This window comes from Azospirillum sp. A29, from assembly GCF_042604625.1.
In the GTDB taxonomy this organism is placed as follows: Bacteria; Pseudomonadota; Alphaproteobacteria; order Azospirillales; family Azospirillaceae; genus Azospirillum; species Azospirillum palustre.
The window spans coordinates 235461-261151 of record NZ_CP170467.1 but is presented as its reverse complement, the minus strand read 5'-3'; the positions used below and the strand labels follow the sequence as shown (position 1 = coordinate 261151).

The 25691-nt window shown below is 66.8% G+C and carries 25 protein-coding genes; 14 read left to right on the top strand and 11 right to left on the bottom strand.

Annotated elements, in window-relative coordinates:
• The gene (locus ABNQ38_RS29230) at positions 1-729 is read left to right on the top strand and encodes an ABC transporter ATP-binding protein (protein ID WP_377810825.1); all 729 of its coding nucleotides are present in this window, start codon (positions 1-3) and stop codon (positions 727-729) included.
• A gap of 11 nt (positions 730-740) precedes the next feature.
• Here ABNQ38_RS29230 and ABNQ38_RS29225 read toward each other — a convergent pair whose 3' ends face one another.
• The 4 genes from ABNQ38_RS29225 to ABNQ38_RS29210 form a co-directional block, all read right to left on the bottom strand.
• Entirely contained in the window at positions 741-1544 is an 804-nt protein-coding gene (locus ABNQ38_RS29225) for a family 16 glycosylhydrolase (RefSeq protein ID WP_377810824.1), read from the bottom strand.
• A 184-nt stretch (positions 1545-1728) separates the two neighbouring features.
• Positions 1729-2895 carry a rod shape-determining protein RodA gene (gene rodA / locus ABNQ38_RS29220; RefSeq protein WP_377810823.1) on the bottom strand — a complete coding sequence of 389 codons (1167 nt, stop codon included), beginning with the start codon at positions 2893-2895 and terminating at the stop codon, positions 1729-1731.
• 201 nt (positions 2896-3096) lie between these two features.
• Positions 3097-4290 carry a diguanylate cyclase gene (locus tag ABNQ38_RS29215; RefSeq protein ID WP_377810822.1) on the bottom strand — a complete coding sequence of 398 codons (1194 nt, stop codon included), beginning with the start codon at positions 4288-4290 and terminating at the stop codon, positions 3097-3099.
• A 196-nt stretch (positions 4291-4486) separates the two neighbouring features.
• Positions 4487-5116 (bottom strand): TetR/AcrR family transcriptional regulator, encoded by a 630-nt coding sequence (locus ABNQ38_RS29210; RefSeq protein WP_377810821.1) that lies wholly within the window; start codon positions 5114-5116, stop codon positions 4487-4489.
• A gap of 236 nt (positions 5117-5352) precedes the next feature.
• Between ABNQ38_RS29210 and ABNQ38_RS29205 the strand changes: the two genes are divergently transcribed.
• From ABNQ38_RS29205 to ABNQ38_RS29195, 3 genes are all read left to right on the top strand, one after another.
• Complete coding sequence (locus ABNQ38_RS29205; protein ID WP_377810820.1) at positions 5353-6462, top strand: HlyD family secretion protein; 1110 nt, start codon at positions 5353-5355, stop codon at positions 6460-6462.
• Between the two features lie 163 nt (positions 6463-6625).
• The gene (locus ABNQ38_RS29200) at positions 6626-8179 is read left to right on the top strand and encodes a DHA2 family efflux MFS transporter permease subunit (RefSeq protein WP_377810819.1); all 1554 of its coding nucleotides are present in this window, start codon (positions 6626-6628) and stop codon (positions 8177-8179) included.
• Positions 8180-8272: 93 nt separating this feature from the next.
• Positions 8273-8800 carry a hypothetical protein gene (locus ABNQ38_RS29195; protein ID WP_109048318.1) on the top strand — a complete coding sequence of 176 codons (528 nt, stop codon included), beginning with the start codon at positions 8273-8275 and terminating at the stop codon, positions 8798-8800.
• A 31-nt stretch (positions 8801-8831) separates the two neighbouring features.
• On the opposite strand, the gene ABNQ38_RS29190 is transcribed toward ABNQ38_RS29195, so the two are convergent.
• Together ABNQ38_RS29190 and ABNQ38_RS29185 are read right to left on the bottom strand one after the other, a co-directional pair.
• Positions 8832-10046, bottom strand: a complete 1215-nt coding sequence (locus tag ABNQ38_RS29190) for a homoserine O-acetyltransferase (RefSeq protein WP_377810818.1) — start codon at positions 10044-10046, stop codon at positions 8832-8834.
• Between the two features lie 98 nt (positions 10047-10144).
• Positions 10145-10465, bottom strand: a complete 321-nt coding sequence (locus tag ABNQ38_RS29185) for a heavy metal-binding domain-containing protein (protein ID WP_377810817.1) — start codon at positions 10463-10465, stop codon at positions 10145-10147.
• Between the two features lie 163 nt (positions 10466-10628).
• Between ABNQ38_RS29185 and ABNQ38_RS29180 the strand changes: the two genes are divergently transcribed.
• The 6 genes from ABNQ38_RS29180 (at position 10629) to ABNQ38_RS29155 (ending at position 14845) form a co-directional block, all read left to right on the top strand.
• Positions 10629-11264 (top strand): XRE family transcriptional regulator, encoded by a 636-nt coding sequence (locus ABNQ38_RS29180; protein ID WP_377810816.1) that lies wholly within the window; start codon positions 10629-10631, stop codon positions 11262-11264.
• A 319-nt stretch (positions 11265-11583) separates the two neighbouring features.
• Positions 11584-12570 (top strand): YqaJ viral recombinase family protein, encoded by a 987-nt coding sequence (locus ABNQ38_RS29175; RefSeq protein ID WP_377810815.1) that lies wholly within the window; start codon positions 11584-11586, stop codon positions 12568-12570.
• Positions 12558-13442, top strand: a complete 885-nt coding sequence (locus ABNQ38_RS29170; protein ID WP_377810814.1) for a hypothetical protein — start codon at positions 12558-12560, stop codon at positions 13440-13442. The genes ABNQ38_RS29175 and ABNQ38_RS29170 overlap by 13 nt, the downstream gene beginning before the upstream one ends.
• Positions 13443-13451: 9 nt before the next feature.
• The gene (locus tag ABNQ38_RS29165; protein ID WP_377810813.1) at positions 13452-13781 is read left to right on the top strand and encodes a hypothetical protein; all 330 of its coding nucleotides are present in this window, start codon (positions 13452-13454) and stop codon (positions 13779-13781) included.
• 33 nt (positions 13782-13814) lie between these two features.
• Positions 13815-14075, top strand: a complete 261-nt coding sequence (locus tag ABNQ38_RS29160) for a hypothetical protein (protein WP_109048324.1) — start codon at positions 13815-13817, stop codon at positions 14073-14075.
• 134 nt (positions 14076-14209) lie between these two features.
• Positions 14210-14845: a LysE family translocator gene (locus ABNQ38_RS29155; protein ID WP_377810812.1), complete on the top strand. Its 636-nt coding sequence runs from the start codon at positions 14210-14212 to the stop codon at positions 14843-14845.
• A gap of 3 nt (positions 14846-14848) precedes the next feature.
• On the opposite strand, the gene ABNQ38_RS29150 is transcribed toward ABNQ38_RS29155, so the two are convergent.
• The 5 genes from ABNQ38_RS29150 to ABNQ38_RS29130 all read right to left on the bottom strand — a co-directional run bounded on the left by ABNQ38_RS29150 (position 14849) and on the right by ABNQ38_RS29130 (position 20473).
• A complete protein-coding gene (locus ABNQ38_RS29150; protein ID WP_377810811.1) occupies positions 14849-17203 on the bottom strand; it encodes a Tex family protein in 2355 nt (784 codons plus the stop codon).
• Between the two features lie 397 nt (positions 17204-17600).
• Entirely contained in the window at positions 17601-18044 is a 444-nt protein-coding gene (locus ABNQ38_RS29145; protein ID WP_377810810.1) for a periplasmic heavy metal sensor, read from the bottom strand.
• A complete protein-coding gene (locus ABNQ38_RS29140) occupies positions 18041-18469 on the bottom strand; it encodes a hypothetical protein (RefSeq protein ID WP_377810809.1) in 429 nt (142 codons plus the stop codon). The genes ABNQ38_RS29145 and ABNQ38_RS29140 overlap by 4 nt, the downstream gene beginning before the upstream one ends.
• The gene (locus tag ABNQ38_RS29135) at positions 18466-19041 is read right to left on the bottom strand and encodes a sigma-70 family RNA polymerase sigma factor (protein ID WP_377810808.1); all 576 of its coding nucleotides are present in this window, start codon (positions 19039-19041) and stop codon (positions 18466-18468) included. Before ABNQ38_RS29135 ends, ABNQ38_RS29140 begins: the two co-directional genes overlap by 4 nt.
• 457 nt (positions 19042-19498) lie before the next feature.
• Positions 19499-20473: an NAD(P)H-dependent flavin oxidoreductase gene (locus tag ABNQ38_RS29130; protein ID WP_377810807.1), complete on the bottom strand. Its 975-nt coding sequence runs from the start codon at positions 20471-20473 to the stop codon at positions 19499-19501.
• Positions 20474-20884: 411 nt separating this feature from the next.
• Here ABNQ38_RS29130 and ABNQ38_RS29125 point away from each other — a divergent pair, with 411 nt between their 5' ends.
• From ABNQ38_RS29125 to ABNQ38_RS29110, 4 genes are read left to right on the top strand one after another with little or no spacing between them, the layout of a single operon-like run.
• Positions 20885-23101: an ATP-binding protein gene (locus tag ABNQ38_RS29125; RefSeq protein ID WP_377810806.1), complete on the top strand. Its 2217-nt coding sequence runs from the start codon at positions 20885-20887 to the stop codon at positions 23099-23101.
• A gap of 4 nt (positions 23102-23105) precedes the next feature.
• On the top strand, positions 23106-23579 hold the full coding sequence (locus ABNQ38_RS29120) for a response regulator (protein WP_377810805.1): 474 nt from the start codon (positions 23106-23108) through the stop codon (positions 23577-23579).
• Positions 23579-25120: a sensor histidine kinase gene (locus ABNQ38_RS29115; protein ID WP_377810804.1), complete on the top strand. Its 1542-nt coding sequence runs from the start codon at positions 23579-23581 to the stop codon at positions 25118-25120. The genes ABNQ38_RS29120 and ABNQ38_RS29115 overlap by 1 nt, the downstream gene beginning before the upstream one ends.
• Positions 25117-25485, top strand: a complete 369-nt coding sequence (locus ABNQ38_RS29110) for a response regulator (RefSeq protein ID WP_377810803.1) — start codon at positions 25117-25119, stop codon at positions 25483-25485. Before ABNQ38_RS29115 ends, ABNQ38_RS29110 begins: the two co-directional genes overlap by 4 nt.
• Positions 25486-25691 lie beyond the last annotated feature (206 nt).

The window sequence follows — 25691 nt, the reverse complement described above, 5'->3', positions numbered from 1 at the left end:
ATGACCGCCTTGCTTGAGGTCGAGCGCCTGTCCAAGCGGTTCCGCGGGCTGAAGGCGGTGTCGGAGGTCAGCTTCACCGTGCCGGAGGGGCGCATCCTGGCATTGATCGGCCCGAACGGCGCCGGCAAGACCACCACCTTCAACCTGATCGCCGGCGTCTTTCCGTCGGACGAGGGGCGGGTGACGCTGAAGGGCCGCAACCTGACCGGCCTGAAGCCCAACCAGGTCTGCGCCGCCGGGATCGGCCGCACCTTCCAGATCGTCAAGCCCTTCGGCCAGCTGACGGTCGAGGAGAATGTCGTGGTCGGCGCGCTGGCCCGCGAACGGTCGGTGGAGACCGCGAGGCGGCAGGCCCGCGCCGTGCTGGAGCGTCTGGAGCTGGCCGATCAGGCCAACCGCCCGGCGCGCAGCCTGACCCTGCCCGACCGCAAGCGGCTGGAGGTCGCCCGCGCGCTGGCCACCCGTCCGACCCTGCTGCTGCTGGACGAGGTGCTGGCGGGGCTTCGCCCGACCGAGGTCGACCGGATGGTCGAGGTCCTGCGCGACCTGAACCGGCGCGAAGGCCTGACCATCCTGATGATCGAGCATGTCATGCGCGCGGTGATGGCGCTGTCCGACCGCGTGGTGGTGCTGGACCATGGCGAGAAGATCGCCGACGGCGCCCCGGCGGAGGTCGTCGCCGACCCCCGCGTCGTCGAATCCTACCTGGGCGCCGAAGCGCTGGACTGACCGGGCGGTCCTCAGTTGCTGAGGTTCGCCGGATCCTCGCGGTAGGTGACGGAGGCGACCTCGGCGGCCAGGGGATGGCCGGGATAGGTGAAGCGGCGCAGCCATTCGGTGTCGCCGGACGCGCTCCAGAAGCGCAGCATCAGCCGGCCGGGCATGCGCGGCAGCTCCTCCGGCTTGCCCGACACCTGATGGACCGGCTTGCCGTCGACGGTCCAGACGATGCCGGTGGGCTTCCAGTCGAAGCCATAGCTGTGGACGCCCTTGGCGGCGTCGAAGCCGAGATCCACCACCGTGTTTCGGTGCCCGGCGCCGTTGACCACATAGCTGATCTCCAGCTTGGTGGTGTCCTTGCCGGCGATCCCCATGGTGATCTCGTCCCACGGATCGCCGAAGGGCGGGCCGGTGTAGTGGGAGACCGAGGTCATCACCCCGTCGGCCTTGACCGCCTTCAGCGACACCGTGTAGGCGCCGTAGCCGTAAAAGCGGTGCGTCGAATATTCGCCGCAGGAATAACGGTCGCTGCCGGACATGCGCTCGCTGCCAGTAATCCGGTCGCTGACCGACAGGGCGAGGTGGCCTTTTTCGGCGGTGACGTTGGCGCGGCTCCAGGTGCAGTTCATGTGCCCGCCGGCCTTCCAGCCGTCCGACCGCTGCCAGCGCGAGGTCTCGAAGGACCCGGCATTCTCGCTGAAGCTGCCGCCGATATGGCTGAACGGCGACTCCGCCAGCGCCGGCGCGCTGCCGAGCAAAAGGGCGGCAAGGCCCGCCCCGATCGCCGTGGTCCGTCCGCTTTGTCCTAAGGCATCTCTCCGCATGGCTATTTCCTCCCGCTGATACCGGGCCTATCCGCAAGATCGGTCGGCCTGCACCCCGATATCGCGAGGGCGGGGCGAAGCGGCAACGGCGCGGCCGGGGTGCGACAGGCACTTGCCCGGCGTACCTCAGCCGATAACCGAACCGAATGGGGGATGTCGGACGTCGGAAGTCAGACGCGGGACGTCAAACGTCGGTGACGCCGCTCTTGGGGATGCGAACGTCGCGGTGGACCGACATGCTCAGCAGCAGGCCGACGCCGATCATCAGCGTCATCATCGCCGATCCGCCATAGGACACCAGCGGCAGCGGGATGCCGACCACGGGGATCAGGCCCATCACCATCGCCACATTGACGAAGACATAGAGGAAGAACTGCGCCGTCATGCCGACCGCGACCAGCCGGCCGAACTGGCTGCGGCTGTTCAGCGCGATCACCCAGCCATAGATGAACAGCAGGACGTAGAGCGCGAGCAGCGTGGCGGCGCCGACCATGCCGAACTCCTCTGCCAGGACGACGAAGATGAAGTCGGTGTGCTTTTCCGGCAGGAACATCAGCTGGCTTTGCGAGCCGGACATGAAGCCCTTGCCGAACATGCCGCCGGAGCCGAGCGCGATCTTCGACTGCAGGATGTTGTAACCGGCGCCGAGCGGATCGGTTTCCGGATCGAGGAAGGTGTAGACGCGCTGCTTCTGGTAGTCGTGCAGGAACTCCCAGGCGACGGGGATGGCGCTGAGGCCGCCGCCGATCACCAGCAGGAACTTCCACACCCGGACCCCGGCGGCGAAGAAGATGGCGCCGCTGCCCATGATCAGCAGCAACGAGGTGCCGAGGTTGGGCTGCATCAGAACGAAGGCGACGGGCGTGAAGACCAGCAGCAGCGGCGGGATCAGCAGAAGCGGCCGGCCGATCTGGTCCAGCGTCACCCCGTGGAAATAGCGGGCGAGCGCCAGCGTCAGCGCCGGTTTCATCAGCTCCGACGGCTGGAGCTGGAAGAAGCCGAGGTCGATCCAGCGCTGGGCGCCCATGCCGATGCGGCCCATCAGTTCCACCGCGATCAGCAGGCAGAGCACCATGAAGAAGATGACGTAGGCCGACTTCATCAGGTGGCGGATGTCGACCAGCGCGATGCCCAGCATCAGGACGAGGCCGGGAATGGCGCGGACCAGCTGCGGCTGCGCCCACGGCTTCCAATGGCCGCCGGCGGCGGAATAGAGCAGCCCGACGCCGACCCCGGTGATCGTGCAGATCAGCAGGACCAGCCCCCAGTTGATGAGCCTGAATTTTGTGCCGAGCGTCAGCTGCGACCGCTGCGGCTCCAGGCCGCCGGAGCCGAGATGGGAAAGAACCACGACCTTGCGCCGATGTTGCCGGAAGGGACGGAACCGGGTCGGACCCGGCAAGCCGGCCCCAGACTATCGACCGGAGTAAGCCGGCCGGCGGGGACCGGCGCGGATAATGCGGCAAGCGGCCCCGCGGGTAAAGGCGGCCGTGCGCCGTTGCCCGCGCGGCCGCTTTTTCTAACGCGGTTCCGCGCGGGCCTTTCCTGGCTGTCAGACGTGCAACGCAGGGGTCAGCGCCACCGCGGGGTAGAAACGCACCTGATTGCGCCCGGCATGCTTCGCATCGTAGAGCGCGCTGTCCGATTGGGCCATCAGGTCGGAAAACTCGCTGTGTTCCCGCGTCAGGCTGACGCCGCCGATGCTGCAGGTCACCGTCACGCCGCCTTCGGCGCCAAGCTGGGCCAGCTGCCGCTCGATGGCGCTGCGCAGCCGTTCGGCCAGCAGCCGGCCGGCCTCCAAGCCCGTTTCCGGCAGCAGGATGGCGAATTCCTCCCCGCCGATCCTGCCCACCGAATCCTCGCGCCGGATCTGCGCGGCACAGCAGTCGGCCACCGCCTGGATGACCCGGTCGCCGAACGGATGGCCGGCCCGGTCGTTGACCGCCTTGAAGCGGTCGATGTCGAGCACCAGCACCGTCAGGTCGCGACCGTGGCGGCGGGCGCGGCGGAACTCGACCTCGCCCAGCTCGAACAGGCGGCGGCGGTTCAGGCTGCCAGTCAGCCCGTCGGTGTGGGCAAGCTTCGTCAGTTCGCGGTTGAACTCGTCGCTGGCCATCAGGACATAGTTGATGGCACCCATGACGGTGCCCAGCATCGACAGCTGGAAGGTGACCCGCTCCACACGGTCGTCCACCATCTGATCGAGCGGCATTTCCCCCTGAACCATGCCCGCACCCATGCGGACCAGATACACCATGGCCAATGTGGCCGATAGCAGCCCGGTGACATAATGGGGAATGCCGCGATCCTCGTAACGCACCAGAACCTCGAAGGCGATGACGAGCAGCACGGCAGAGGTCGCGAAGCTGGTCAGGATGCGAACGAAGGATATGCCGCCGCCGGCGAGCAGCAGCAGAGAGCAGGCCAGGGCCACTGCCAGTCCGACTGCGGCCGGCGTCAGAGGCCTGACCGGCCGGTTCTGGAGATGGCGAACGCTGGTGTAGTTCATCGCCAACCCGGCGATCCCCAACCCGTTGGCGAGCGGCACCAGCAGGTCCGGCGCCGCACCGCCGCGCAAGCCTGCGATCAGGAAGGCGGACCCCAGCAGCAGTTTTCCATAGGCATAGGCGCGCAGAGAATTGCGGATGTGACGCGGGTAGCGGCCGGAGGCCACGGCAATGGACAGACCGACCGCAAAGCCGATAACGGTGATGACCTGCGCGATGAAGGTCGTCTCGAAATCCATCCGCAAACCCGCCACGCACCGTTACGCCGGTATGTCGGGGCACGCTATACGAAGCCTTGGCCGGTGACAAGCCGAAGGGGGCGAAGTTTGCGGCTGGATTTATGGCTATTGGATCTGGATTGTCGCTGGCACCAACTGAGGGTTTGCGGACGCTGCCGCTCAACTCTCAATGAGCGTGTTTCAGGCGTAACGCCCCTCAGCGCCTTTCAGGTGCATAGCCCTTGACGAACAGATCGACGGCGGCATCGACGAATCGTTCCAGATCCGCGTCGCCCGGCCGTTCGCTCAGGCAAAGCAGCAGCTTCATGTGCATGTTGGCCTTCAGCAGACCGAAGAACTGGTGGGTGGCGAGATCGCAGTCGGTAATTGCCAGTTCGCCTCTCTCCACCATACGGGCCATGAACTGGCGCCCGCGCTGGAAGGTCTCGGCAGGGCCGCTTTCGTAAAAGGCCTGGGCGAGCTGGGGCTGGCGCAGAACCTCGCCCAGCACCATCCGGTAAAGGCCCAGCGCCTTGGCCGAAGCGATGAAGCGGACGAAGGTCCGGCCGATCAGACGAAGCCCGTCGGCCGCCGGCAGGTGCATCGCCTCGTCCCAGACCCCGGCCAGTACGGAGTACGCGCATTCGGAGGCGACCATCGCCCGGAACAGTTCCTCCTTGCTGCCGAAATGGGCGTACAGCGTCGCCTTGGACACGTTCGCCTTCTTGGCGACCGCGTCCATGCTGACGGCACTGTAGCCATGTTCCAGGAACAAGGTACCGGCCGCGTCCATGATCTGGGCCGGCTTCGATCCTGCTTCGGGAGTGGGGGCAACCAACGTGGTCATGCGCGCCTCGCCTGAGTCCATGTGCTTGGCCCCTACCGCGTTCCGCATCGCCCGACAAGCCCCCTGACACCCGTTGACAAAAACTAAACCGTTCAGTTCGGTCTTGACAACAGATAGGCCGTCCGCCATCTTCCGGCAAGACTAAACTGAACGGTTCAGTTTCTTTTCCGTGACGGCGCCGGCAAGAGCGTCCGGCGGAATCCGGACCGGGCCGCGGTGGATTGGGGATAGAGACAATGGCGAATGGCGTGCGGAAGATCGTGCTGTCGGGCGTTGCGCTGGCCGTGCTGGCAGGTGGCGCCGTCGCCGGCCAACATTGGTGGACGGAAGGCCGGTTCATGGAATCGACCGACAATGCCTATGTGCAGAGCGACATCACCGTCGTCAGCCCGAAGATCTCCGCCTATGTCCGCGATGTGAAGGTTGCCGAAAACCAGTTGGTGCGGACGGGCGACGTGCTGGCGATCCTCGACGACCAGGATTTCCGCGCCAAGGTGGCGGAGTCCGAAGCCGCAGTGACCGCCCAGAAGGCGGCGCTCGGCACGCTGGACAGCAAGCTGGAGCTTCAGCGCACGGTGATCGATCAGGCTGCCGCCACGCTGGCGAGCGCCGAGGCCGAACAGCGCCGGGCCCAGCAGGACTATGAGCGCAACCGCTCGCTGGCCAGCGACAGCTGGACCAGCCGCCAGAAGCTGGAAACCGCTGACGCCGACCTGCGCAAGGCGGTGGCCCAGGTGGCGAAGGCGCGGGCGGCGCTGGCCTCGGAGAACGAGCAGGTCAACGTCCTGCGCGCCACCCGGACCGAGACGGAAGCCCATCTGGCCCAGTCGCAGGCCACCCTGCAGACGGCGCGCAACGATCTGGACAACACCGTGATCCGCGCGCCGGTCGACGGCGTGATCGGCAACCGCGGCGTCCAGGTCGGCCAGTATGCCCGGCCGGGCGTGCAGATGCTGTCGCTGGTGCCGCTGCCCGACGTCTATGTGGTCGCCAACTTCAAGGAGACCCAGCTGTCGCGCATGCGCCCCGGCCAGCATGTCAGCATCTCCGTCGACGCCTTCCCGGACCGCCATCTGATCGGCACGGTGGAAAGCTTTGCTCCGGCCTCGGGGTCCAAGTTCTCGCTGCTGCCGCCGGAGAATGCGACCGGCAACTTCACCAAGATCGTTCAGCGCGTTCCCGTCCGCATCGCCCTGCCGCGCGACAACGCGCTGGCCGGCCTGCTGCGCCCCGGCCTGTCCGTGGAGGCGGAGGTCGATACCCGCGGTGCCGACAGCCAGCCGCATCTGGCCAGCGGCGGCGTCTTCGGCGCGCTGATCGACAAGCAGGCGGTGGCCGCAAAGTAAGCGGCCACGGCTCCGGCGGGGACGCCGCTCCTCCTCCCCCTTCGGGGCGGCGTCCCTGTCCGTAATTCACGTCAATAGATCCAGGCAGAATATCGGCCGGAGCCATCCCTGGGGTCACCCCCGGGGCGGCAGTCGTTCGGCCGCGACGGAAGGCAGCGGTTCCATGGCGACACCGGCCCAGGGCATGCGTCCCCTCACCCCCCGCGACATCGCCGGCTTCTTCGCGATGGTCGTCGGTATGTTCATGGCGATCCTGGACATCCAGATCGTCTCCAGCTCGCTGTCGGAAATCCAGGCCGGTCTCGCCGCCAGCGCCGACGAGATTTCGTGGGTGCAGACTTCCTACCTGATCGCGGAGGTCGTGATGATCCCGCTGTCGGGCATCCTGTCGCGCATCATGTCGACCCGCGTGCTGTTCACCCTGGCGGCGGCCGGCTTCACCCTGACCAGCGTCGCCTGCGCCTTTGCCGGCGGCATCGAATCGATGATCGTCTGGCGGGCTTTGCAGGGCTTCATCGGCGGCGCGATGATCCCGACGGTGTTCGCCACCAGCTTCATGATCTTCCCGCCGGAAAAGCGGGCGGGCGTGTCGGTGATGATGGGGCTGGTCGCCACCATGGCGCCGACCATCGGCCCGACGCTGGGCGGTTATCTGACCCAGCACCTGTCCTGGCACTGGCTGTTCCTGGCCAACGTCATCCCCGGTATCCTGGTGACCTCGCTGGTCTGGTTCCTGGTCGATGTCGACCGGCCGAATCCGGAACTGCGCAAGGGCTTCGACTTCCTCGGGCTGGGGCTGATGGCCGCCTTCCTGGGCAGCCTGGAGTACGTGGTGGAGGAGGGGCCGCGCAACGACTGGTTCGACGACGAGGCGATCTTCGCGCTGGCCGTGGTCGCCGCCGTTTCCGCCGCCGGCTTCTTCTGGCGGGTTCTGTCCTACCGCAATCCCATCGTGGAACTGCGCGCCTTCGCCGACCGCAACTTCGCCATCGGATCGCTCTACAGCTTCATTCTCGGCATCGGTCTCTACGGATCGGTCTATCTGCAACCGCTGTTCCTCGCCCGCGTGCGCGGATTCAACAGTTTGCAGATCGGCGAGATCATGTTCGTGACCGGCATCTTCCAGTTCATGTCGGCACCCATCGCCGGCGCACTGTCGAAGCGGATGGACCTGCGCGCCATGCTGGCGTTGGGGCTGATCCTGTTCGGCACCGGCGTCTGGCTGAACAGCCACTTCACCGCCGACACCGGCTTCTGGGAGCTGTTCCTGCCGCAGGCGGTGCGCGGCATGTCGCTGATGCTGTGCTTCATCCCGATCAACAGCGTGGCGCTGGGCACCCTGCCGCCGGACAAGCTGAAGAACGCGTCTGGCCTCTACAACCTGATGCGCAACCTCGGCGGCGCTATCGGGTTGGCCGCGATCAACACGGTGCTGACCGACCGCAACGCGCTGCACCTGAACCGGCTCGGCGACAATGTGAACCTCGCCCGTCCGGAGGTGCAGCAGATGGTCGACAATCTCAGCCAGCGCTTCGACGGGCTGGTGGCCGATCCGACCGCCGCCGCGATGTCCCGGCTGGTCGGGCTGGTCCAGCGCGAGGCGCTGATCCTGACCTTTAACGACGCCATGCTGATGATGTCGGCGGTGTTCTTCGGCGCGCTGCTGTTCATGCCGCTGGTGCGCCGTCCGGGGGCGCCGGTGAAGGCGGACCACTGAGCATGGGATAGGTTGCCGCCCATGGGTTGTGCTATAGCTTGACGGAACGTCAGACCGCCAGTCCGAACACCTGCACGAACCCCGTCGAGTCCCATGAGCAAGCGCCAATACACCCGAACCGAGGTCAAGGAACTGCTGGGCGCGCTGGAGCGCCAGTGCCGCGAGGCATCGAAGCTGGCCCAGTTGGCCGAGCATGAGGCCAGCAAGCACAGCTTCGGCGCCTACCGCGATTTCCGCGACAAGGTGGGCGAGTTCCAGGCGCTGGTCATCCTGATCGAGCAGCGCCTGCGCAATCTGGTCGATGCGCGTTCCGACGATTTGCGCGACCAGTTCGAGAAGCTGGACATGGTGATGCTGGCCCTTCTGGTGCGGGCCAGCATGCGCTTCTTCTTCGTGCTGTCGGCCAACCCGATCCTGCCGATGGGTGCCCGCGAGATCTTCGTCGCCGAGCTGCGCAGCCTGCACGATGCCGCGGAAAAGCTGAAGCGGCCCAATTATGTCGGCAAGCTCGGCCCGGAACTGGACCGCGACCTGGAGACGGCGTCGCTGATCTTGGAAGAGATCATCGACAAGGCGCCGAGCCTGCTGAACTTCCGCGGAGCGCCGGTCAGCGGCGAGTAGGGGGCTCCGGCGTCCAAAGCCCCCCGGCAACTCACTTCGCCAGGAATTGCGCGATTGTGTCGCCCGCCTTGCCGATGTTCACCACGCCGTCGAGATGGCCGAGCGTCGAGGTGATCGACTCGGTGTATTCCACCGCGTTCCCCTGCTTCTCCAACCGGTCCTTCAGCGGGCGCATGTTGCGGTCCGGCGGGAAGACGAGGTCGTCGGCCGACGGGATCAACAGGACCGGGGCCTTGATCTTCGCCAGACCGTCCTCCAGCGAGGCGCCGTTGCCGGTGACGAAGGTCTGGTTGGCCTTCACCAGATAGAGGAAGTGGTTGGCGTCGCTGACGGCGGCACGGCCAGAAGCCGCCTTTTCCAGCCAGGCTTCGATGGCATACTGGTTGCCCATCGCGGCCTTCGGGTCCTTGCCGTCCTCCGCCCATTTGCGGCCGAAGGCGGCGTCGGCCCATTTCCAATGGCGGGCGTGCAGGGTGACCAGCTTCAGCGCCTCGGTCAGGCCGGCCTTCGGCTCCGCCTTGCCGTAATAATCGCCGTTGTTCCAGTTGGGGTCGAGTTTGATCGGGGCCGCCCACAGGTTCAACCAGCCGATCAGGAAGGGGTCAGCCTCCGGCCCGCCGATGGCGGCGATGACGCGCTTGACCATCTCCGGATGGTCGGCCCCCCATTCGAAGGCCTGGAGCGACCCCATCGAGCCGCCCATCACCGCTTGCAGGGTCTTGATGCCCAGGCTGTCGACCAGCGCCTTCTGGACATTGACGAAGTCCTGGATGGTGACGATGGGGAAGCTCATGCCATAGGGCTTGCCGGTGTCCGGATTGATGCTGGCCGGGCCGGTGGTGACGACGTTGGGATCCTTGGGCGACAGGTTCACCAGCGTGTCGGAGGCGATGATGAAGTATTTGTCGGTGTCCAGCGGCTTGCCGGGACCGATGATGCTGTCCCAATAGCCGGGAGCGGCATCATCGGCCTTGTATTTCCCGGCGGCATGGCTGTTGCCGCTGAAGAAATGGGTGATGAGGATGACGTTGTCCTTGGCGTCGTTCAGCTTGCCGTAGCTTTCCCAGCCGATGCGGACATTCTTGATCGTCCCGCCACCGGTGGTGGTGTAGGACGGCATCTCGAAGACCTTCTTCTCGACGATGGCGTCGAGTGCCAGAGCGGGCAGGGCGCCGAACAGGCACGCCGCCATGGCGAGGCCGCCGATGCAGCCTGACCGGATGGAACCGCGGACAACCCCACGCATGTGCATCCCCCCTCAGATTGTTAGCTGGAGGGGGAGTCTACGCATAAGGTCCGGCCTGTCCAGACGCCATCGCTGACGCTTACGGTCAGGGGCTGCCTTTAGCGGAGGCGCACGGCGGTACCGTTCACCGACACCATCAGCATGCCGTTCTCCTTGCCCAGCACCTCGTAATCGACGTCCACCCCGACCACGGCATCGGCGCCCAGGGCGCGGGCCGAGTCCTGCAAGTCGGCGAAGGCCGCCTCGCGTGCCTCGCGCAGGGCCGCCTGATAACCGCCGGCCCGGCCGCCGACAATGTCGCGCACGGAGGAGAACAGGTCGCGGAACACGTTGACGCCCATGATCGCCTCGCCGGCGACGATGCCGAGATACTCGGCGATCTGGTGGCCTTCGACGGAATCGGTGCTGGTGACGATCATGGTCGCAACTCCCTCTGTTGACTTCGATGCCGCACAGATGGGGCGGTTACGGCGGAGTCCAAGGCGGCACTGCGAAATCGCAGCGGCTTCTAGTCCATCGCGCCTTCCCCCACCCGGTCGGGACCGTGTAGGACAGGGTGGGGGACTGCCGAGGGGGAGAACGATGGACGACACGCGGCGAGCCATCCTGCGCTGGATGACCGGCGTCATGGAGGCGAAGAGCTGGAGCGCCGGCGGTTGGGCGCGGCTGGCCGGCGTCACCGCCACCAACCTGACCCGCTTCCTGCGCGATCCGGCGATGGGCAGCGTGCCCAGCGCCGACACGCTGGCCCGTCTGGCCCGTGTCGCCGGGTCGGAGCCGCGCTTCCTCGACGAGCATGCCTATGCGCCGGTCACGCGCGTGCCGGTGCTGACGCTGGAACAGGCGCACATCTTCCTCGACCTCGGCCGCCGGGCAGGGGAGGCGTTCCTGGCCGGGGCACTGAAGGAGGGCGCCGCGTCGGTCGCCATGGACGGACCCACCTCCCGCCGGGCCTTCGCGCTGCGCATCCTGTCCAAGAGCCTGGACGCCGCCGGCGTTCTGCCGCGCGACTGCGTGGTGCTGGAACCGCTGGACGTGCTGACGCCGCAGGCCGGCGACGTGGTGGTGACGGTGGGCGAGGGCACCATCTGCGGATACCGCTTCTTTCCGCCCCATCTGATGCCGGTTTCGACCGATCCGGATTGCCACCCCACTGCCTTCGACCGTGCCCATGTGGCCGGAGTCGCCGTTCACGTGGTGCGAGCGCTTCGCATGTAAAAGACCGTGGCGGACAGAGTCGCGGTGCGCGTTTCCATCCACCTCGACTCGCAAAAACGGTCACCTCTACTCCATCCGTTTTGACTTGTGACGACTCTCGTCAGAACACACCAAATATAGCGTGTTTTCAGGTCTTTGATCTGGTCTACGGCCAAGCCATAGGTTCACGTTTTGTTCTTGAAAGCTGCGTGTTCGCATCCCATATTCAGGGTCCGGTGAGGCGGTCCGAAACACATGCTGCGAAGTCGCAGCAGGGGCCACGCTTCGAAGCCGGAACGGCGGTCCGGAAGGGCCCTGAAACCGGGAAAAGCGGAACAGCATGGCGATCACTCAGGCACAGCGGGATTTGCGGGCGGGGCGGATCGGGTCGTCGGATGCGACGCGCGTGATGGCCGGCGACTGGCTGTCGCTGTGGCGCGAGAAGACCGGCCGGGTCGAGCCCGAAAACCTCGATCTCGTCGCTGCAGTGCAGATCGGAATCGCGACCGAGCATCTGCACCCGCGCTTCGTCGCCCATGCCACCGGCCGCGCCTGCGTGGCGGCACCCGATACCTACCGACACGCCGAGCATGATTGGATGGTTGCCCATCCCGACTTCCTGACCGGCAGCGTGGCCGATGGCGCTCTCGACACCATCGTGGAGGCGAAGTTCAATAGCGGTTTCCAGAGCGATGCCGACCTCGCCCGCCGCTATCACTGGCAGGTCCAGCACCAGTTGGAGGTCGTCGGTCTTGACCGCGCGCTGCTGTCGATCCTGCGCCCCACCGGCCACAGCCTGATGACGGTTGACCGGCGGCCGGACGATGTCGAGCGGCTGGTCGAGACGCTGGAAGCCTTCTGGTGGCATGTCGTCAACGACGTCGAGCCGTCGGACCCGCTGCCGATGGACGGCCCGTCCTATGAGAATGGCCGCGTCTTCGACATGGGCCGGCACAACCGCTTCCGTGACCTGGCCGACCGGCTGGTCGCCAACCGGGCGGCGGCGCTGGAGGTGAAGGAGGCCGAGGCCGCCCTCAAGGCGCTGATGCCCGACGATGCCCGCATCGCTTTTGTCGCCACCGGTCAGGCCGACGGCAAGTCTGATGGCCGGTCCGGTGGCCTCTATCTCTCGCGCGACCGCGAGGGCCGGCTCAGCCTGCGCTATGGCGCACCGCCGCGCCGGGCTCTGGCAGACGCGCAATCCTGGGTGCCCTCCGCTGACCCGAACGGGGTGGAATTCAGCCTGGAAGCAGCGCTGACCGCCGGCTGGGGTGAGGGGAGAGCCGAAACGTTTGGACAAGAAGGACCCAAATCATGGGACGCATGAGCAAGACCGACCACCTCGTTGCCGATACCGAGACCCCTGAGTCGAGCGTTACCGAGTCCAACATGACCGAGTCCAGCGTGACGGAGACCGTTCCGGCCGACGCGAAGTCCGGCGGCAGCCGCGGCTCGCAAGGGTCCAAGGGATCCGCCGGCGCCAGCCGGGCGGAAGAGCCGCTGCGCATCGACACCATGTTCCTGTGGAACCGGCTGAAGCGCACCGACCCGAAGGCGACCAAGCCCTTCACCCGTGCCGGCGGCTTCCGCGGCACGCAGATCGACCCGACCTGGCGCTTCCAGATGATGACGGAAGTATTCGGCCCGATCGGCAAGGGCTGGGGCTATGAGCAGGTCGACTGGACCATCGCGGAACGGATGATCTTCATCTGCGCCCGCGTCTGGTACATCGACCCGGAGACCAAGGAGAAGTGCTTCACCGGCCCGCAGTGGGGCGGGACCGAAATGGTCCGCCGCCGCAACGGCATGGAGATGCCGGACGACGAGTGCTTCAAGATGTCGATGACCGACGCGGTTGGCAAATGCCTGCTGCAGATCGGGCTGGCCGCCGACGTCTATATGGGCCAGTTCGACGACAGCAAGTACCGGGAGGAATCGGAGGCCTTCTATGCCGCCAAGTCCAACCCGGACCTGCAACCCGCGGCCGTCGAAGCCTTCGAGGCGGAGGTGAAGCGCCGGCTGGGGGCCTGCCTGGACCTCGACGACCTGGAAGAGGTCTGGCGGTCGGGCGTCGGCACCCGACTGCGCGAGATCGGCGCCGTGGACCGCGCCGCCCAGCACCGCATCACCGGCCTGTTCGCCCAGAAAAAGGCCGAGATTCTGAAGCGCGAGGAAGAGGACGGGCGGGAAGCCGCCTGACGGAACGTCATGACCCAGACGACTCAGAGCACCGGCGACCGGTCGCCCAGCGGTCTTTTCCGCATGAGCGCCTGGGAAGGCGAGTTCGAACGTGCCAACGCGCAGCTGCCGCGCTGGTACTGGAATCGTGACCAGCGCCGCCGCCATTACGCCCGCTGGGTGGAGGCGGAGGCCGAAACGCTGGCGATGCGGCTGTCGGGACTGCTGCGGTCCGACACGCCTGCGGAAACCGCGGGTGCGGCCCGCGTCCTTGTCGACTCGTTGTCGCGTGACATCGACTGGGCCCGACGGTTGGAAGAGTCTGATTCGGAAGACGGCAAGTTCGCTCACGCCGCCTGACCGCAGGCGGCATCAAGGGAAGGATATCATCCCATGACGATAGAAGAGGTCCAGGCGCGTCTGCGCGCCGCTCAAGCCCATCTCGGGCGTGAGGGCCGCTTCGCCCTCACCCTCAGCCTGGACGGGCGCGAGGAATGCTACATCACCCATTGGTTCCGCCCCGAACCGCATGCCTTCGAGGACTGCCGTGCGGTCGGTTCCGGAACCCTCAGCGAATGCCTGGACGCGCTCGACCGCTATGTGGCGGTGAACCGGGTGCGCGACGAGGCCCCGATGCTGATGGCAGCCGAATGACATCCCCGTAACGGCCAAGCCATCGGCCTTCGTCCCCTCGTTCCCCCCGCGGACGAGGGGACTTTTTTGTCCGCCATTCGCGGGTTGTCGCGGTTGTGGTATCGTCGCCACCTTCGAGCGGACGGGGAGCGAACATGGATCCCGCACTTGCCTTCGTCAGCATCGCCGGGGCCATTGCGGTCGGCGCCGCCAGCCCAGGGCCGAGCTTCGTGCTGGTCGCCCGCACCTCCATCGCCGTATCCCGCCGGGCCGGTCTGGCCACCGCCCTCGGCATGGGGATCGGCGGTGTGTTCTTCGCGTCCCTGGCGCTGCTGGGTCTGCATGCCCTGCTGTCGCAGGTCGGCTGGCTCTATGTGGTGCTGAAGCTGGCGGGCGGTGCCTATCTGCTCTACCTCGCCGTCCGCATCTGGCGCGGGGCGGCGGAGCCTCTTGTGATGGCGGAAGAGGGGCAGACGGCACCTGCCGGGCTGAGGCGGCCGCTGCTGTTCGGGCTGCTGACGCAATTGAGCAACCCGAAGACGGCGTTGGTCTATGGCAGCATCTTCGCCGCGCTGATGCCGGCCTCACCGCCGGTCTGGCTGTTCGTCTTCCTGCCGCCGGCAATCTTCCTGATCGAAGCCGGCTGGTACGCCATCGTTGCCGCGGCATTCTCCGCCGGCCGGCCGCGTGCTGCCTACCTGCAGTCCAAGCGTTGGGTCGACCGGGTTGCCGCCGCCGCCATCGGCGGACTGGGCGTCCGCCTGACGGCGGACGCTTTGCCCCCTCCCTGACCCTTACTTCTTCTTGCCCGACTGCGCCCGGGCGAACGCCTCGGCGAAGGCGCTGTTGACCGGTTCCGGCGCCTTGGCCGGCTTCGGCGCAGCCTTGGCCGCAGGCGCCGCCGGGCGGCGATCCTGCTGCTGCGGCAGACGGCCCGGTCCCCGTTCGTCACGGCGCTGCTCTTCGCGGCGGGCCGGACGTGGCGCCTCCTCGCCCAAGCGCATGGTCAGGGCGATGCGCTTGCGGGGAATGTCGACCTCCAGAACCTTCACCTTCACCACGTCGCCGGCCTTCACCACCGTGTGAGGGTCCTTCACGAAGCTGTTGGCAAGCTGGGAGATATGCACCAGACCGTCCTGATGGACGCCGATGTCGACGAAGGCGCCGAAGGCGGTGACGTTGGTGACGACGCCCTCCAGCATCATGCCGGGCTGGAGATGCTTCAGCTCCTCGACGCCTTCCTTGAAGGTGGCGGTCTTGAACTCCGGACGGGGGTCGCGGCCGGGCTTCTCCAGCTCCTTGATGATGTCCTCGACGGTGGGGACGCCGAAGCGCTCGTCGGTGAATTCCTCGGCATTCAGGCCGCGCAGGAAGCGGGCGTCGCCGATGACGCTGCCGAGGTCGCGGCCGGTCGTCTTCACGATGCGCTGGACCACTGGATAGGCTTCCGGATGGACGGCGGAACCGTCGAGCGGATTCTCGCCGTCGCGGATGCGCAGGAAGCCGGCGGCCTGCTCGAAGGTCTTCGGCCCCAGCCGGGCGACGTCGAGCAGTTGCTTGCGCGAGCGGAAGGCGCCGTTGCGGTCGCGATGCTCCACGATGTTGCGGGCGATGGTCTCGTTCAGGCCCGACACGCGGGTCAGCAGCGGAATCGAGGCGGTGTTGAGGTCGACGCCGACCGCGTTCACGCAATCCTCGACAACCGCGTCCAGCGAACGGGCCAGCTTGCCACCGGCCACGTCATGCTGGTACTGGCCGACGCCGATGGATTTCGGCTCGATCTTCACCAGCTCGGCCAGCGGATCCTGCAGGCGGCGGGCGATGGACACCGCGCCGCGCAGGCTGACGTCCAGGGTGGGGAACTCGTGTGCGGCGGTTTCCGAGGCGGAGTACACCGAGGCGCCGGCCTCGCTGACCACCAGCTTGGTCAGGGACAGCTCGGGGTGGCGCTTCATCAGGTCGGCGGCCAGCTTGTCGGTCTCGCGCGACGCGGTGCCGTTGCCGATGGAGATCAGTTCCGCCTTGTGCCGGGCCGCCAGCGCCGCCAGCACCGCCAGCGAGCCGTCCCAGTCGTTGCGCGGCGGGTGCGGATAGATGGTGGTCGTTTCCACCAGCTTGCCGGTGGCATCGACCACCGCCACCTTGACGCCGGTGCGGATGCCGGGGTCGAGCCCGATGGTGACGCGCTGACCGGCGGGGGCGGCCAGCAGCAGGTCGTGCAGGTTGCGGGCGAAGACGCGGATCGCCTCATCCTCGGCGCGCTCGCGCAAGGATCCCATCAGATCGGTCTCGATGTGCGGGCCGATCTTCAGCTTCCAAGTCCAGCGCACCACGTCGGACAGCCACTTGTCGGCCGGGCGGCCCTGGTCGCGGATGCCGGTGTGGACGGCGATGGTACCCTCCGCCGGGTGGGGCTGCCCTTCCTCGACCGGAAGATCCAGGCGGATGTCGAGCACGCCCTGCGCCCGGCCGCGGAACAGAGCCAGCGCGCGGTGCGACGGCAGCTTCGACCAGTTCTCAGAGAAGTCGAAATAGTCGGAGAATTTGGCGCCCTCCGCCTTCTTCTCCTCGATCACCTTGGAGGTGACGACGCCCTTGTCGGCCATGGCGGTGCGCAGTCGGCCGACCAGCTCGGCATCCTCGCCGAAGCGTTCGACCAGGATATGGCGGGCGCCGTCCAGCGCCGCCTTGACGTCGGCGACGCCCTTGTCGGCGCTGACGAAGGCGGCAGCCTCCGAATCAGGCTGCTTCTTCGGATCGGCCAGCAGCGCATCGGCCAGCGGCTCCAGCCCGGCCTCGCGGGCGATCTGGGCCTTGGTGCGGCGCTTCTGCTTGTAGGGGAGATAGAGATCCTCAAGCCGGGTCTTGGTGTCGGCCTGTTTGATCTGGCGCTCCAGTTCCGGCGTCAGTTTGCCCTGGTCCTGAATGGTGGACAGGATGCTGGCGCGGCGGTCCTCCAGCTCGCGCAGGTAGCCCAGGCGCTCCTCCAGGGTGCGGAGCTGGGTGTCGTCCAGGCCGCCGGTCGCCTCCTTGCGGTAGCGCGCGATGAAGGGAACGGTCGATCCCTCGTCGAGCATGGCGATGGCGGAAGCGACCTGGGACTCGCGGACCGACAGTTCGTCGGCGATGCGCTGGCTGATGGACAGCATGAGGCAGGGATCCTGCGGACTGGTGACGAAACAACGGGCGTCTGTCATAGCGCGTCGGGGGCGGGTGGCGCCACCCCGGCCTTTCGTCAGAGAGACAGGGCAGGGCAGGTCAACCGCCAGCGTGACCATGCGGCGACGATCTTCGCAAATAAGTGGTAGGGGGCGATTTCTCCCCTCCATTCATCGGCCGTTAACCATATCGGCCTATATCTTTGCGTGCAACTTGGTTGCGTTTCCTCCCGAACCAACTTGAGGGCGGCCCGACGGCGATACCGTCTGGCCGCCTTTTCTTTTTCGATTGCTCAGCCCGTTTCCGGACAAAGGAAAAAAGGCCGGGACGGACATGCCGCCCCGGCCTGACCCCGGATGTGTCTGCCGCCGGTCGAAACCGAAAGGATCAGGGAAGGCGGCTTTCAGCCAAACGCAGGCGGCCTTCGGGGGAGAGACGGGAAAGGGTATCGACGACGCGCGCCTCGACCTCGCTTCGCACGGCGGCGTCTTTGGCATGGACGCTGTCGAACATGGCCTTGACGCCGGCCGCATCGAAGGGCTGTGCCATCAGGGCGGTGCGCAGACGGGGAGTGAACTCCTCCCGGCTGACATGCATGCGGACGAACAGCGGGCGGGCGTCGTCCAGCGCCTTGCGCAGGACCGTGGCATCGGCCGGCGACAGGCGCCGCGACACGTCGTCGACGAAGCGTTCCAGCATCTGGTCCGGACCGCCGGGCGGCGGGGGTGGGCGGAAGCTGTGGGCGACGACGAAGCCGCCGGCAAGCATATTGAGCGCAAGGGACCCGACCAGCAGGAACCAGGGCCAGCGGCGCCGGATCGACGGCGTCATCGCGTGTCTCCCAGATAGCTGACGATCATCACACCGGACAGGCTGGGAGTGCTCGTCTTTTCGAAGGAAATCAGGCCCTGGCCGTAGCTGAGGAAGCCGACCAGCGCCATGCCGGCCAGGAATCCGGCCAGCGGGGCAGGGCGGAAGGGCGGCCGCGACAGGAACCACGGCACGAATTCGGGCACGATCCGCTGCGCCAGACAGTCGGCGATGCGGTCGAAGACCTCGGCCTCGCGTCGGGATGAGACCAGCGGGGTCGAGGCGGCATCGAGCAGCGCGTCGGTGACGGCGGCATCGGCCAGCAGGTCGCGGGCTTCGGCACTGTCGTCCAGAAGGGCCAGGGCATCGACCCGGGCAGACCGCGGCCAGCGGTCCAGATCGGCGCCATAGGCCTCGGCGTAGCGTTTGAACTCTTTGAGCGTCATGACCGTACACCGTCCTTCTGACGGATCAGGGGTTGAAGCCGGGCCCGCACGACGCGGCGCGCCCGGACCAGCAGACTTTCCATAGCCGAAACAGACACCTGCAGTATTTCCGATGCTTCAGCGCACGTCATCTCCTCATGGTAGCAAAGGCTGAGCGCCGCCCGCTGCCGCTCGGGAAGAGCGGCGATCGCGGCATCCACGGCGGCGCCGATCCGGATGCCGTCGATCACCGTTTCGGCACTCCAGGCCGGATCGGCGATCTCATCGGCGGCATCCAGGGGGGCGAAGCTGCGCCGCCGCTTGTAGTCGATGGCACGGTTCACCACGATCCTGTACAGCCAGGTCGTGAAGCGGGTTCCGTCGCCGCGCCAGCGGTCGGCGTTGGCCCAGATCTGCAGGAAGGCGTCCTGCGCGACCTCTTCGGCGTCGGCGGCGTTTCCGACGACCCGTTGGGCCAAGGCGATGCTGCGGCGCAGATGCCGGCGCGTGAGCGTTCCAAACGCTTTCCGGTCACCGGCCGCGGCGTCCGCCATCAACGCCTCGTCCGTTACCGTCTCCTCGGTAGGCTTCACGCCGTCGTCCGCCCGCTCCCGGTTGCTGTCAGGCTTTTATACGCGGCCGGGGCCGGAAGTCCTGCGCGGCGGCAGGCAATTTTCCCATAGGGGATTTCCCTGAGAAGCGGCCCTGCTCCATCAGTTAATTTCCATAAGTTATCTTATGCGTCTTTTGTGCGCGCTGACTGGAGGGCGCTCTCCCGGCACGGTGCATGGCCGGCATCTTTGCCCGTCCGGCGGGAACCCCTGTACAGCCTTGCGGGTTGTTCCAAGCATGACCGTGGCGTCACCGGAGGCCGGCGGCGCTGCCAACGAGGCGATTGAAGGACCACACCATGCTCAAGATTCTCGGCTGGGCCATCCTGATCATCTTCATCATCGGCCTGCTGGTCGTCACCGGCATCCTGAAGCTGATCTTCTGACCCTGCCCGGCCCGCACGAACAACCCCAGCGCAGCCTGCCCTGCCCCGCCCGTCTATTCCTCTGCCAGAGCCAGTGCGCGGCGCAGATGGGCGCGGCAGTCGGCGACCATCCGGCGTATCAGATCGTCGCAGCTCGGAATGTCGTCGATCAGGCCGATCGCCATGCCGGCGGACACGATCCCGTCCTGAACATCGCCTGACTGCATGGCCGCCCGGCCGCGCTGGCCAGCGACCAGCGGCCGAACATCCTCAAACTGGGCGCCGCCGGGGCGCTTCTCCAGAGCCACGACCTCGTCGGATACCGCGTTCCTGAAGACGCGGGCGGTGTTGCGCATGCTGCGCAGGATCAGGTTGGTGTCGCGTTCCCCGGCGGCGACCAGCGCCTGTTTGATGCTGTCATGCACCGGCGCCTCGCGCGTGCAGAGGAAGCGGGTGCCCATGTTGACGCCCTGGGCGCCCAAGGCCAGGGCGGCGGCCATGCCGCGCCCGTCGGCGATCCCGCCCGACGCGATCACCGGAATCCGCAAGGCCCGCACCGCCGCCGGGATCAGGATCAGGCCCGGGATGTCGTCCTCCCCCGGATGGCCGGCGCATTCGAACCCATCGATGCTGATGATGTCCACTCCGGCCCGTTCGGCGCTCAGCGCATGGCGGACGCTGGTGCATTTGTGCAGGATGCGGATGCCATGGGCCTTCATCCGCTCCACGAAGGCGCGCGGGCTGTTGCCGGCCGTTTCGACGATGGTGATGCCGCTGTCGATGATGACGTCGAGATAGCGTTCATAGGGCGGCGGCTTCACCGCGGGCAGCATCGTCAGGTTCACGCCGAATGGCCGACCCGTCATCGCGCGGCACCGCTCGATCTCACGCGCCAGATCCTCCGGCGTCGGCTGGGTCAGTGCGGTCAGTATGCCCAGGCCGCCGGCATTCGATACGGCGGCGGCCAGCTCTGCCAGCCCCACCCACTGCATCCCGCCCTGCACAATCGGGTAATCGATGCCGAGCAGGCGCGTTACCTCGGTTTTCATGGCGTCCCCCTCCCCATATCTGACCGTTTGTCGCAGCCAGTCATGGAACCACTGCGGCATACTTCCTTATAAACGATCCCAGACGCCGATTCGGGGTATGATCTTCGGCGTATGAAGAAAGAGCGAAACTCTGAGAAATCCAAGAACGATCATACAACGTATCCTATGATAATGAAGTATAGGGTCTGACAGGTTATCCTGTCGCCTCGTTCACCTCGACGCGGTGCGCGCGGCGAAAACAGCGTTTTTAAGTCGCTGATTATGCTGAATACCGGCGAAAGCCAGCAGGCCACATCAGCGGCTCCGATTTGAAGTCCGGTCCGGCTCAAGAACGGACCGTCGAACTGTGACCGAGACGAGCAAAGGACGATTGTGACGCCTGCAACCGGACCGGAACCGTGGCCCCCGACCATGGCGGGCACACTCGACCTCGACGCCTGCGCGCGCGAACCGATTCATCTCCCCGGCAGCATCCAGCCGCACGGCCATCTGCTGGCAGTGGAGGCGGACAGCCTGCGTCTCGTCTGCGCGAGCGCCGAAGCGGGGGCGGTGCTGAACCGTCCGCCCGCCGAAGCCTTCGGACTGCCAGTCGACCGGCTGATCGACTGTGCGTCGACGGCTTCGCTGGTCCATGGACTGCGCACCGCCCCGGCGGAGCCGGTGCAGCTCGAAATCCTCAGCCTGCGCGGCGGCGACCATCAGGCCATCGCCCACCGCTCGGGTGGGCTGGTGATCCTGGAGTTGGAGGAACTGCCCGCCACCGGCGTCGGCACGCTGGAGGCGCTGTACCCGCAGATGCGCGAAGGCATCCGCCGCATGCAGGCCGCCCATGATTTCGACGCCCTGCTGGCCAGCACGGCCGCGGAGGTGCGCTCGCTGACCGGGTTCGACCGCGTGCTGGTCTACCGTTTCGACGAGCAATGGAACGGCACCGTCATCGCCGAGGACGGCAACGACCGCCTGCCCTCCTACCGCGGCCTGCGTTTTCCGGCCTCCGACATCCCGCAGCAGGCCCGGCGGCTCTATGCGCTGAACCGCCTGCGGCTGATCGCCGACGCCCGCTACCAGCCGGTTCCCCTTCTGTCGCCCAAGCTGGATGCGACGCCGCTGGACCTCAGTTTTTCCGTGCTGCGCAGCGTCTCGCCGGTGCATCTCGAATATATGCGCAACATGGGCACGCCGGCCTCCATGTCCATCTCCGTGATGGATGGCGACAGGCTGTGGGGCCTGATCTCCTGCCACCATGCGGAGCCGCGGCAGGTCTCCTTCGCGGTGCGCACCGCCTGCGATCTGCTCGGGCAGGTGCTGTCCAGCCAGATGATCGCGCTGGAACGGGCGCTGGACGCCGACCATCGCATCCGCTCCAAAAGCACGCAGGCCCGCCTGCTCGCCCATATGGCGGCGGCGGAGAGCTTCATCGACGGGCTGAGCGAGGACCGCGAGGATCTGCTGGGGCTGGTCAACGCCGATGGCGCCGCGATCCTGTTCGACGGCGACTGCCGGCTGATCGGCCGCACCCCGCCGCAGGAGGTGGTCGAAACCATCGCCGCCGAACTGGCCGGACAGGGCATCAAGGATCTGTTCGTCAGCCATCGGCTTCCGGCCGAGATGCCGGCCGCCGCCGGGATGGAGCGGACAGCCAGCGGCCTGCTGGCAATCTCCATCTCGCAGCTTCACCCCAGCTATCTTCTGTGGTTCCGGCCGGAGATCGTGCAGTCGATCGACTGGGCCGGCGAGCCCAGGAAGCCGCTGGACTCCAACGGCGGGCTGTCGCCCCGCAGATCCTTCGAAGCGTGGAAGGAGACGGTGCGCGGCCAGTCCCTGCCCTGGCGCCATGGCGAGATCGAGGCGGCCGGCGATTTCCGCAACGCCATCGTCAGCATCGTTCTGCGCAAGGCCGAGGAGATGGCCGCGCTGAACGAGGAGCTACGCCGCAGCAACGGCGAGCTTGCCGCTTTCTCCTATTCGGTGTCGCACGACCTGCGGGCTCCGTTCCGGCACGTCACCAGCTATGCCGAACTGTTGCGGTCCCGCGCGGGCGACAAGCTGAGCGAGCGGGAGCGCCATTATCTGGACAGCATCATCGAGGCGGCAAGTTCGGCCGGGCGGCTGGTCGACGGGCTGCTGCATTTCTCGCAATTGGGCCGCGCCACGCTGGCGCGGGTGGAGGTCGATGTCGGCCAGCTGGTGGACGAGGTGCGCCATCTGCTGGAGCCGGATCTGCAAGGTCGTAATATGCGCTGGACCGTACATCCGCTGCCCGGCGTGACCGGCGACCCGACCATGCTGCGGCTGGTGGTGCAGAATCTGCTGGCCAACGCCATCAAATACACCCGCGACCGCACCGATCCGGAGATCGAGATCGGCTGCCGCTCCAATGCCGATGCGCACGAGTTCTTCGTCCGCGACAATGGCCGTGGATTCGATATGGCCTATGCCGGTAAGCTCTTCGGCGTATTCCAGCGCCTGCACCGCGAGGAAGAGTTCGAAGGCATCGGCATCGGGCTTGCCAACGTCCGCCGCATCGTGGAGCGCCACGGCGGGCGGGTCTGGGCGGAAGGCAGGCTGGATCGCGGCGCCACCTTCCATTTCTCTCTGCCGCGGTCCGTCGCCGCCGAATCGAGGTAGCCCCATGGCCACGCTGAAACCGATCCTGCTGGTCGAGGACAACCCGAAGGATTTGGAGCTGACGCTGGAGGCGTTCGCCGAGGCGCAGCTCGCCAACGACATCGTCGTCGCCCGCGATGGGGCGGAGGCGCTGTCCTATCTTTTCCGTGACGACGGTCAGGCGGTGTCGAAGCCGACCGACCCGAAATATCCGGCCGTCATCATCCTCGACATCAAGTTGCCGAAGGTGGACGGGATCGAGGTGTTGCAGCGGATCAAGGCGAACGAGAACACCCGCGCCATCCCCGTGGTCATGCTGACCTCCTCGAAGGAGGAGCAGGATCTCGTCCGCAGCTACCGCCTGGGGGTGAACGCCTTCGTGGTCAAGCCGGTCGGCTTCAAGGAGTTCTTCGACGCGATCCGCGACATCGGCAGCTTCTGGGCGATTCTGAACGAGCCGCCGCCCGGCTGCCATTCCCGCCGGCCGCGCGGCACCTGATGGCTGACGTAATCGACACCGCCGCCGGCGATGCCGCGGGTCTGGATCCGCCGACGCCTTGCCGCGTCCTCCTGCTGGAGGACAGCGGCATCGACGCCGATCTGGTGCGCGAACATCTTCTGATGATCGACGACCATGCGTTCGACGTCCATCGCGTCGAGACGCGGCAGGCCTTCATCGAGGCGGTCGCCGGCGGCGGCCCCTTCGACCTGATCCTGTCCGACTTCGACCTGCCCGATTTCGACGGCATGTCGGCGCTGGCCATCGCGCGTGACCGACTGCCGCGGGTGCCCTTCATCTTCGTGTCCGGCATGCTGGGCGAGGAGAACGCGATCGAGGCGCTGAAGAAGGGCGCCACCGACTATGTCGTGAAGCTGCGGATGGAGCGGTTGCAGGTGGTGGTCCGCCGCGCCCTGATCGAGGCGCGCGACCGCAACGAGCTGGCCGACAAGCGCGCCGCCTTGGCTGAAAGCGAGGCGCGGCTGCGCTTCGCGCTGGAAGCCGGGCGGCTGGGATCCTGGGAGCTGACGCTGGCGACCCACCGGCTGCGCGTCTCATCGATCTGCGCCGCCAACCTCGGATTGGCCGACCCGGCGGACATCCCGACCTACGACCGCCTGCTGGAACGGGTCCATCCCGAAGACCGCGAGCATCAGCAGGCCATGGTGCGGCAGGCGGTGAGCAGCGGTTCGCCGCTGGACATGGAATACCGCACGATCTGGCCCGACGGCAGCGTCCATTGGGTGCAGGTGCGCGGCCGCGCCATCTATAACAAGGACGGTGTGCCGACCGGGTTAGCCGGCGTTTCGCTGAACATCACCGACCGCAAGAAGGCCGAGGAGCGGCAGCTTTTGCTGCTGGAGGAGCTGAACCACCGGGTCAAGAACACGCTGGCGATGGTGCAGTCCATCGCCAAGCAGACCCTGCGTGCCGCCCCGTCGGTGGAGGCCTTCCCCGATGCCTTCCAGTCCCGTCTGCGCGCGCTGGCCCAGGCCCACGACCTGCTGACCCGCCGCCATTGGCAGGGCGCCTCGCTGAGCGAGATCGCCGCGCTGACGCTGGAACCCCATGTCCATGCCGGCCGCGTCAAGGTTGGCGGTCCGCCGGTCAATCTGACCACCGGCGTGGCGGTGTCGCTGCACCTCGCCTTTCACGAGCTTGCCACCAACGCCGCGAAATACGGCGCGCTGTCGGCGGAGAACGGCCGTGTCGACCTGGATTGGGAAATCGTCAAGCCGGCGCAAATGCCGGTGCATGATGGTGTGAGCCAATCCGGTTCCAGTCTGGCCGATTCCAATCAGGCCAGTTCCGGCCTGACCGGCGGTCGATCCGTCCGGGGCGGTGCCGGCGCGCTGGTGCTGCGCTGGCGCGAGAGCGGCGGGCCGCCGGTGGCGCCGCCGACCCGGCGCGGCTTCGGTTCCCGCCTGATCGAGCGCGGTCTGGCGCATGAGTTGGAGGGCGATGTTGCCCTTGCTTTCGAAACCGCCGGCGTGCGATGCCGGCTTGTCATTCCTCTGTCGTCGCGAGTGAGCCCGCAGTGACCGACGCTAATCTGTCGAACCTGACCGTCCTGATCGTCGAAGACGAACCGCTGATCGCTATGAGCCTGGAGGACGCCCTGATCGACCAGGGAGTCGCCTGTCTCGGCCCGGCGGGTTCGGTGTCCGCGGCGTTGGAAATGATCGAAGCGGGCGGATTCGACATCGCGCTGCTCGACGTCAATCTGCGTGGCGAACGGGTGGACGCGGTGGCGGACCGGCTGGCCGGCGCCGGCATCCCCTTCATTTTCACCACCGGCCATGGGGCCGAGGGCCTGCCCGATGCCCACCGCACCCGGCCGGTGATCGGCAAGCCGTTCCGGGACGTTGACATCACCGACGCCCTCGCCCGCCACCGGCCGCGCTGACCGCCTGTCCCGCCGGTTCCGACACAACAACCGGCACCGGCGGGACCGGCCCCCACCCGCATCGACATTGGACCGACCCCGGTCCAGCCGCAGCCCTGCGTGCGGCTTGCCGATCGCTGCCTCCCCGTCCCGCTCCTCCGCTTTCCGCCCGGCGCGACAACCTGTCGCGGCTGACAATCAGCGGCTTTGACAATGACCGGCTAACT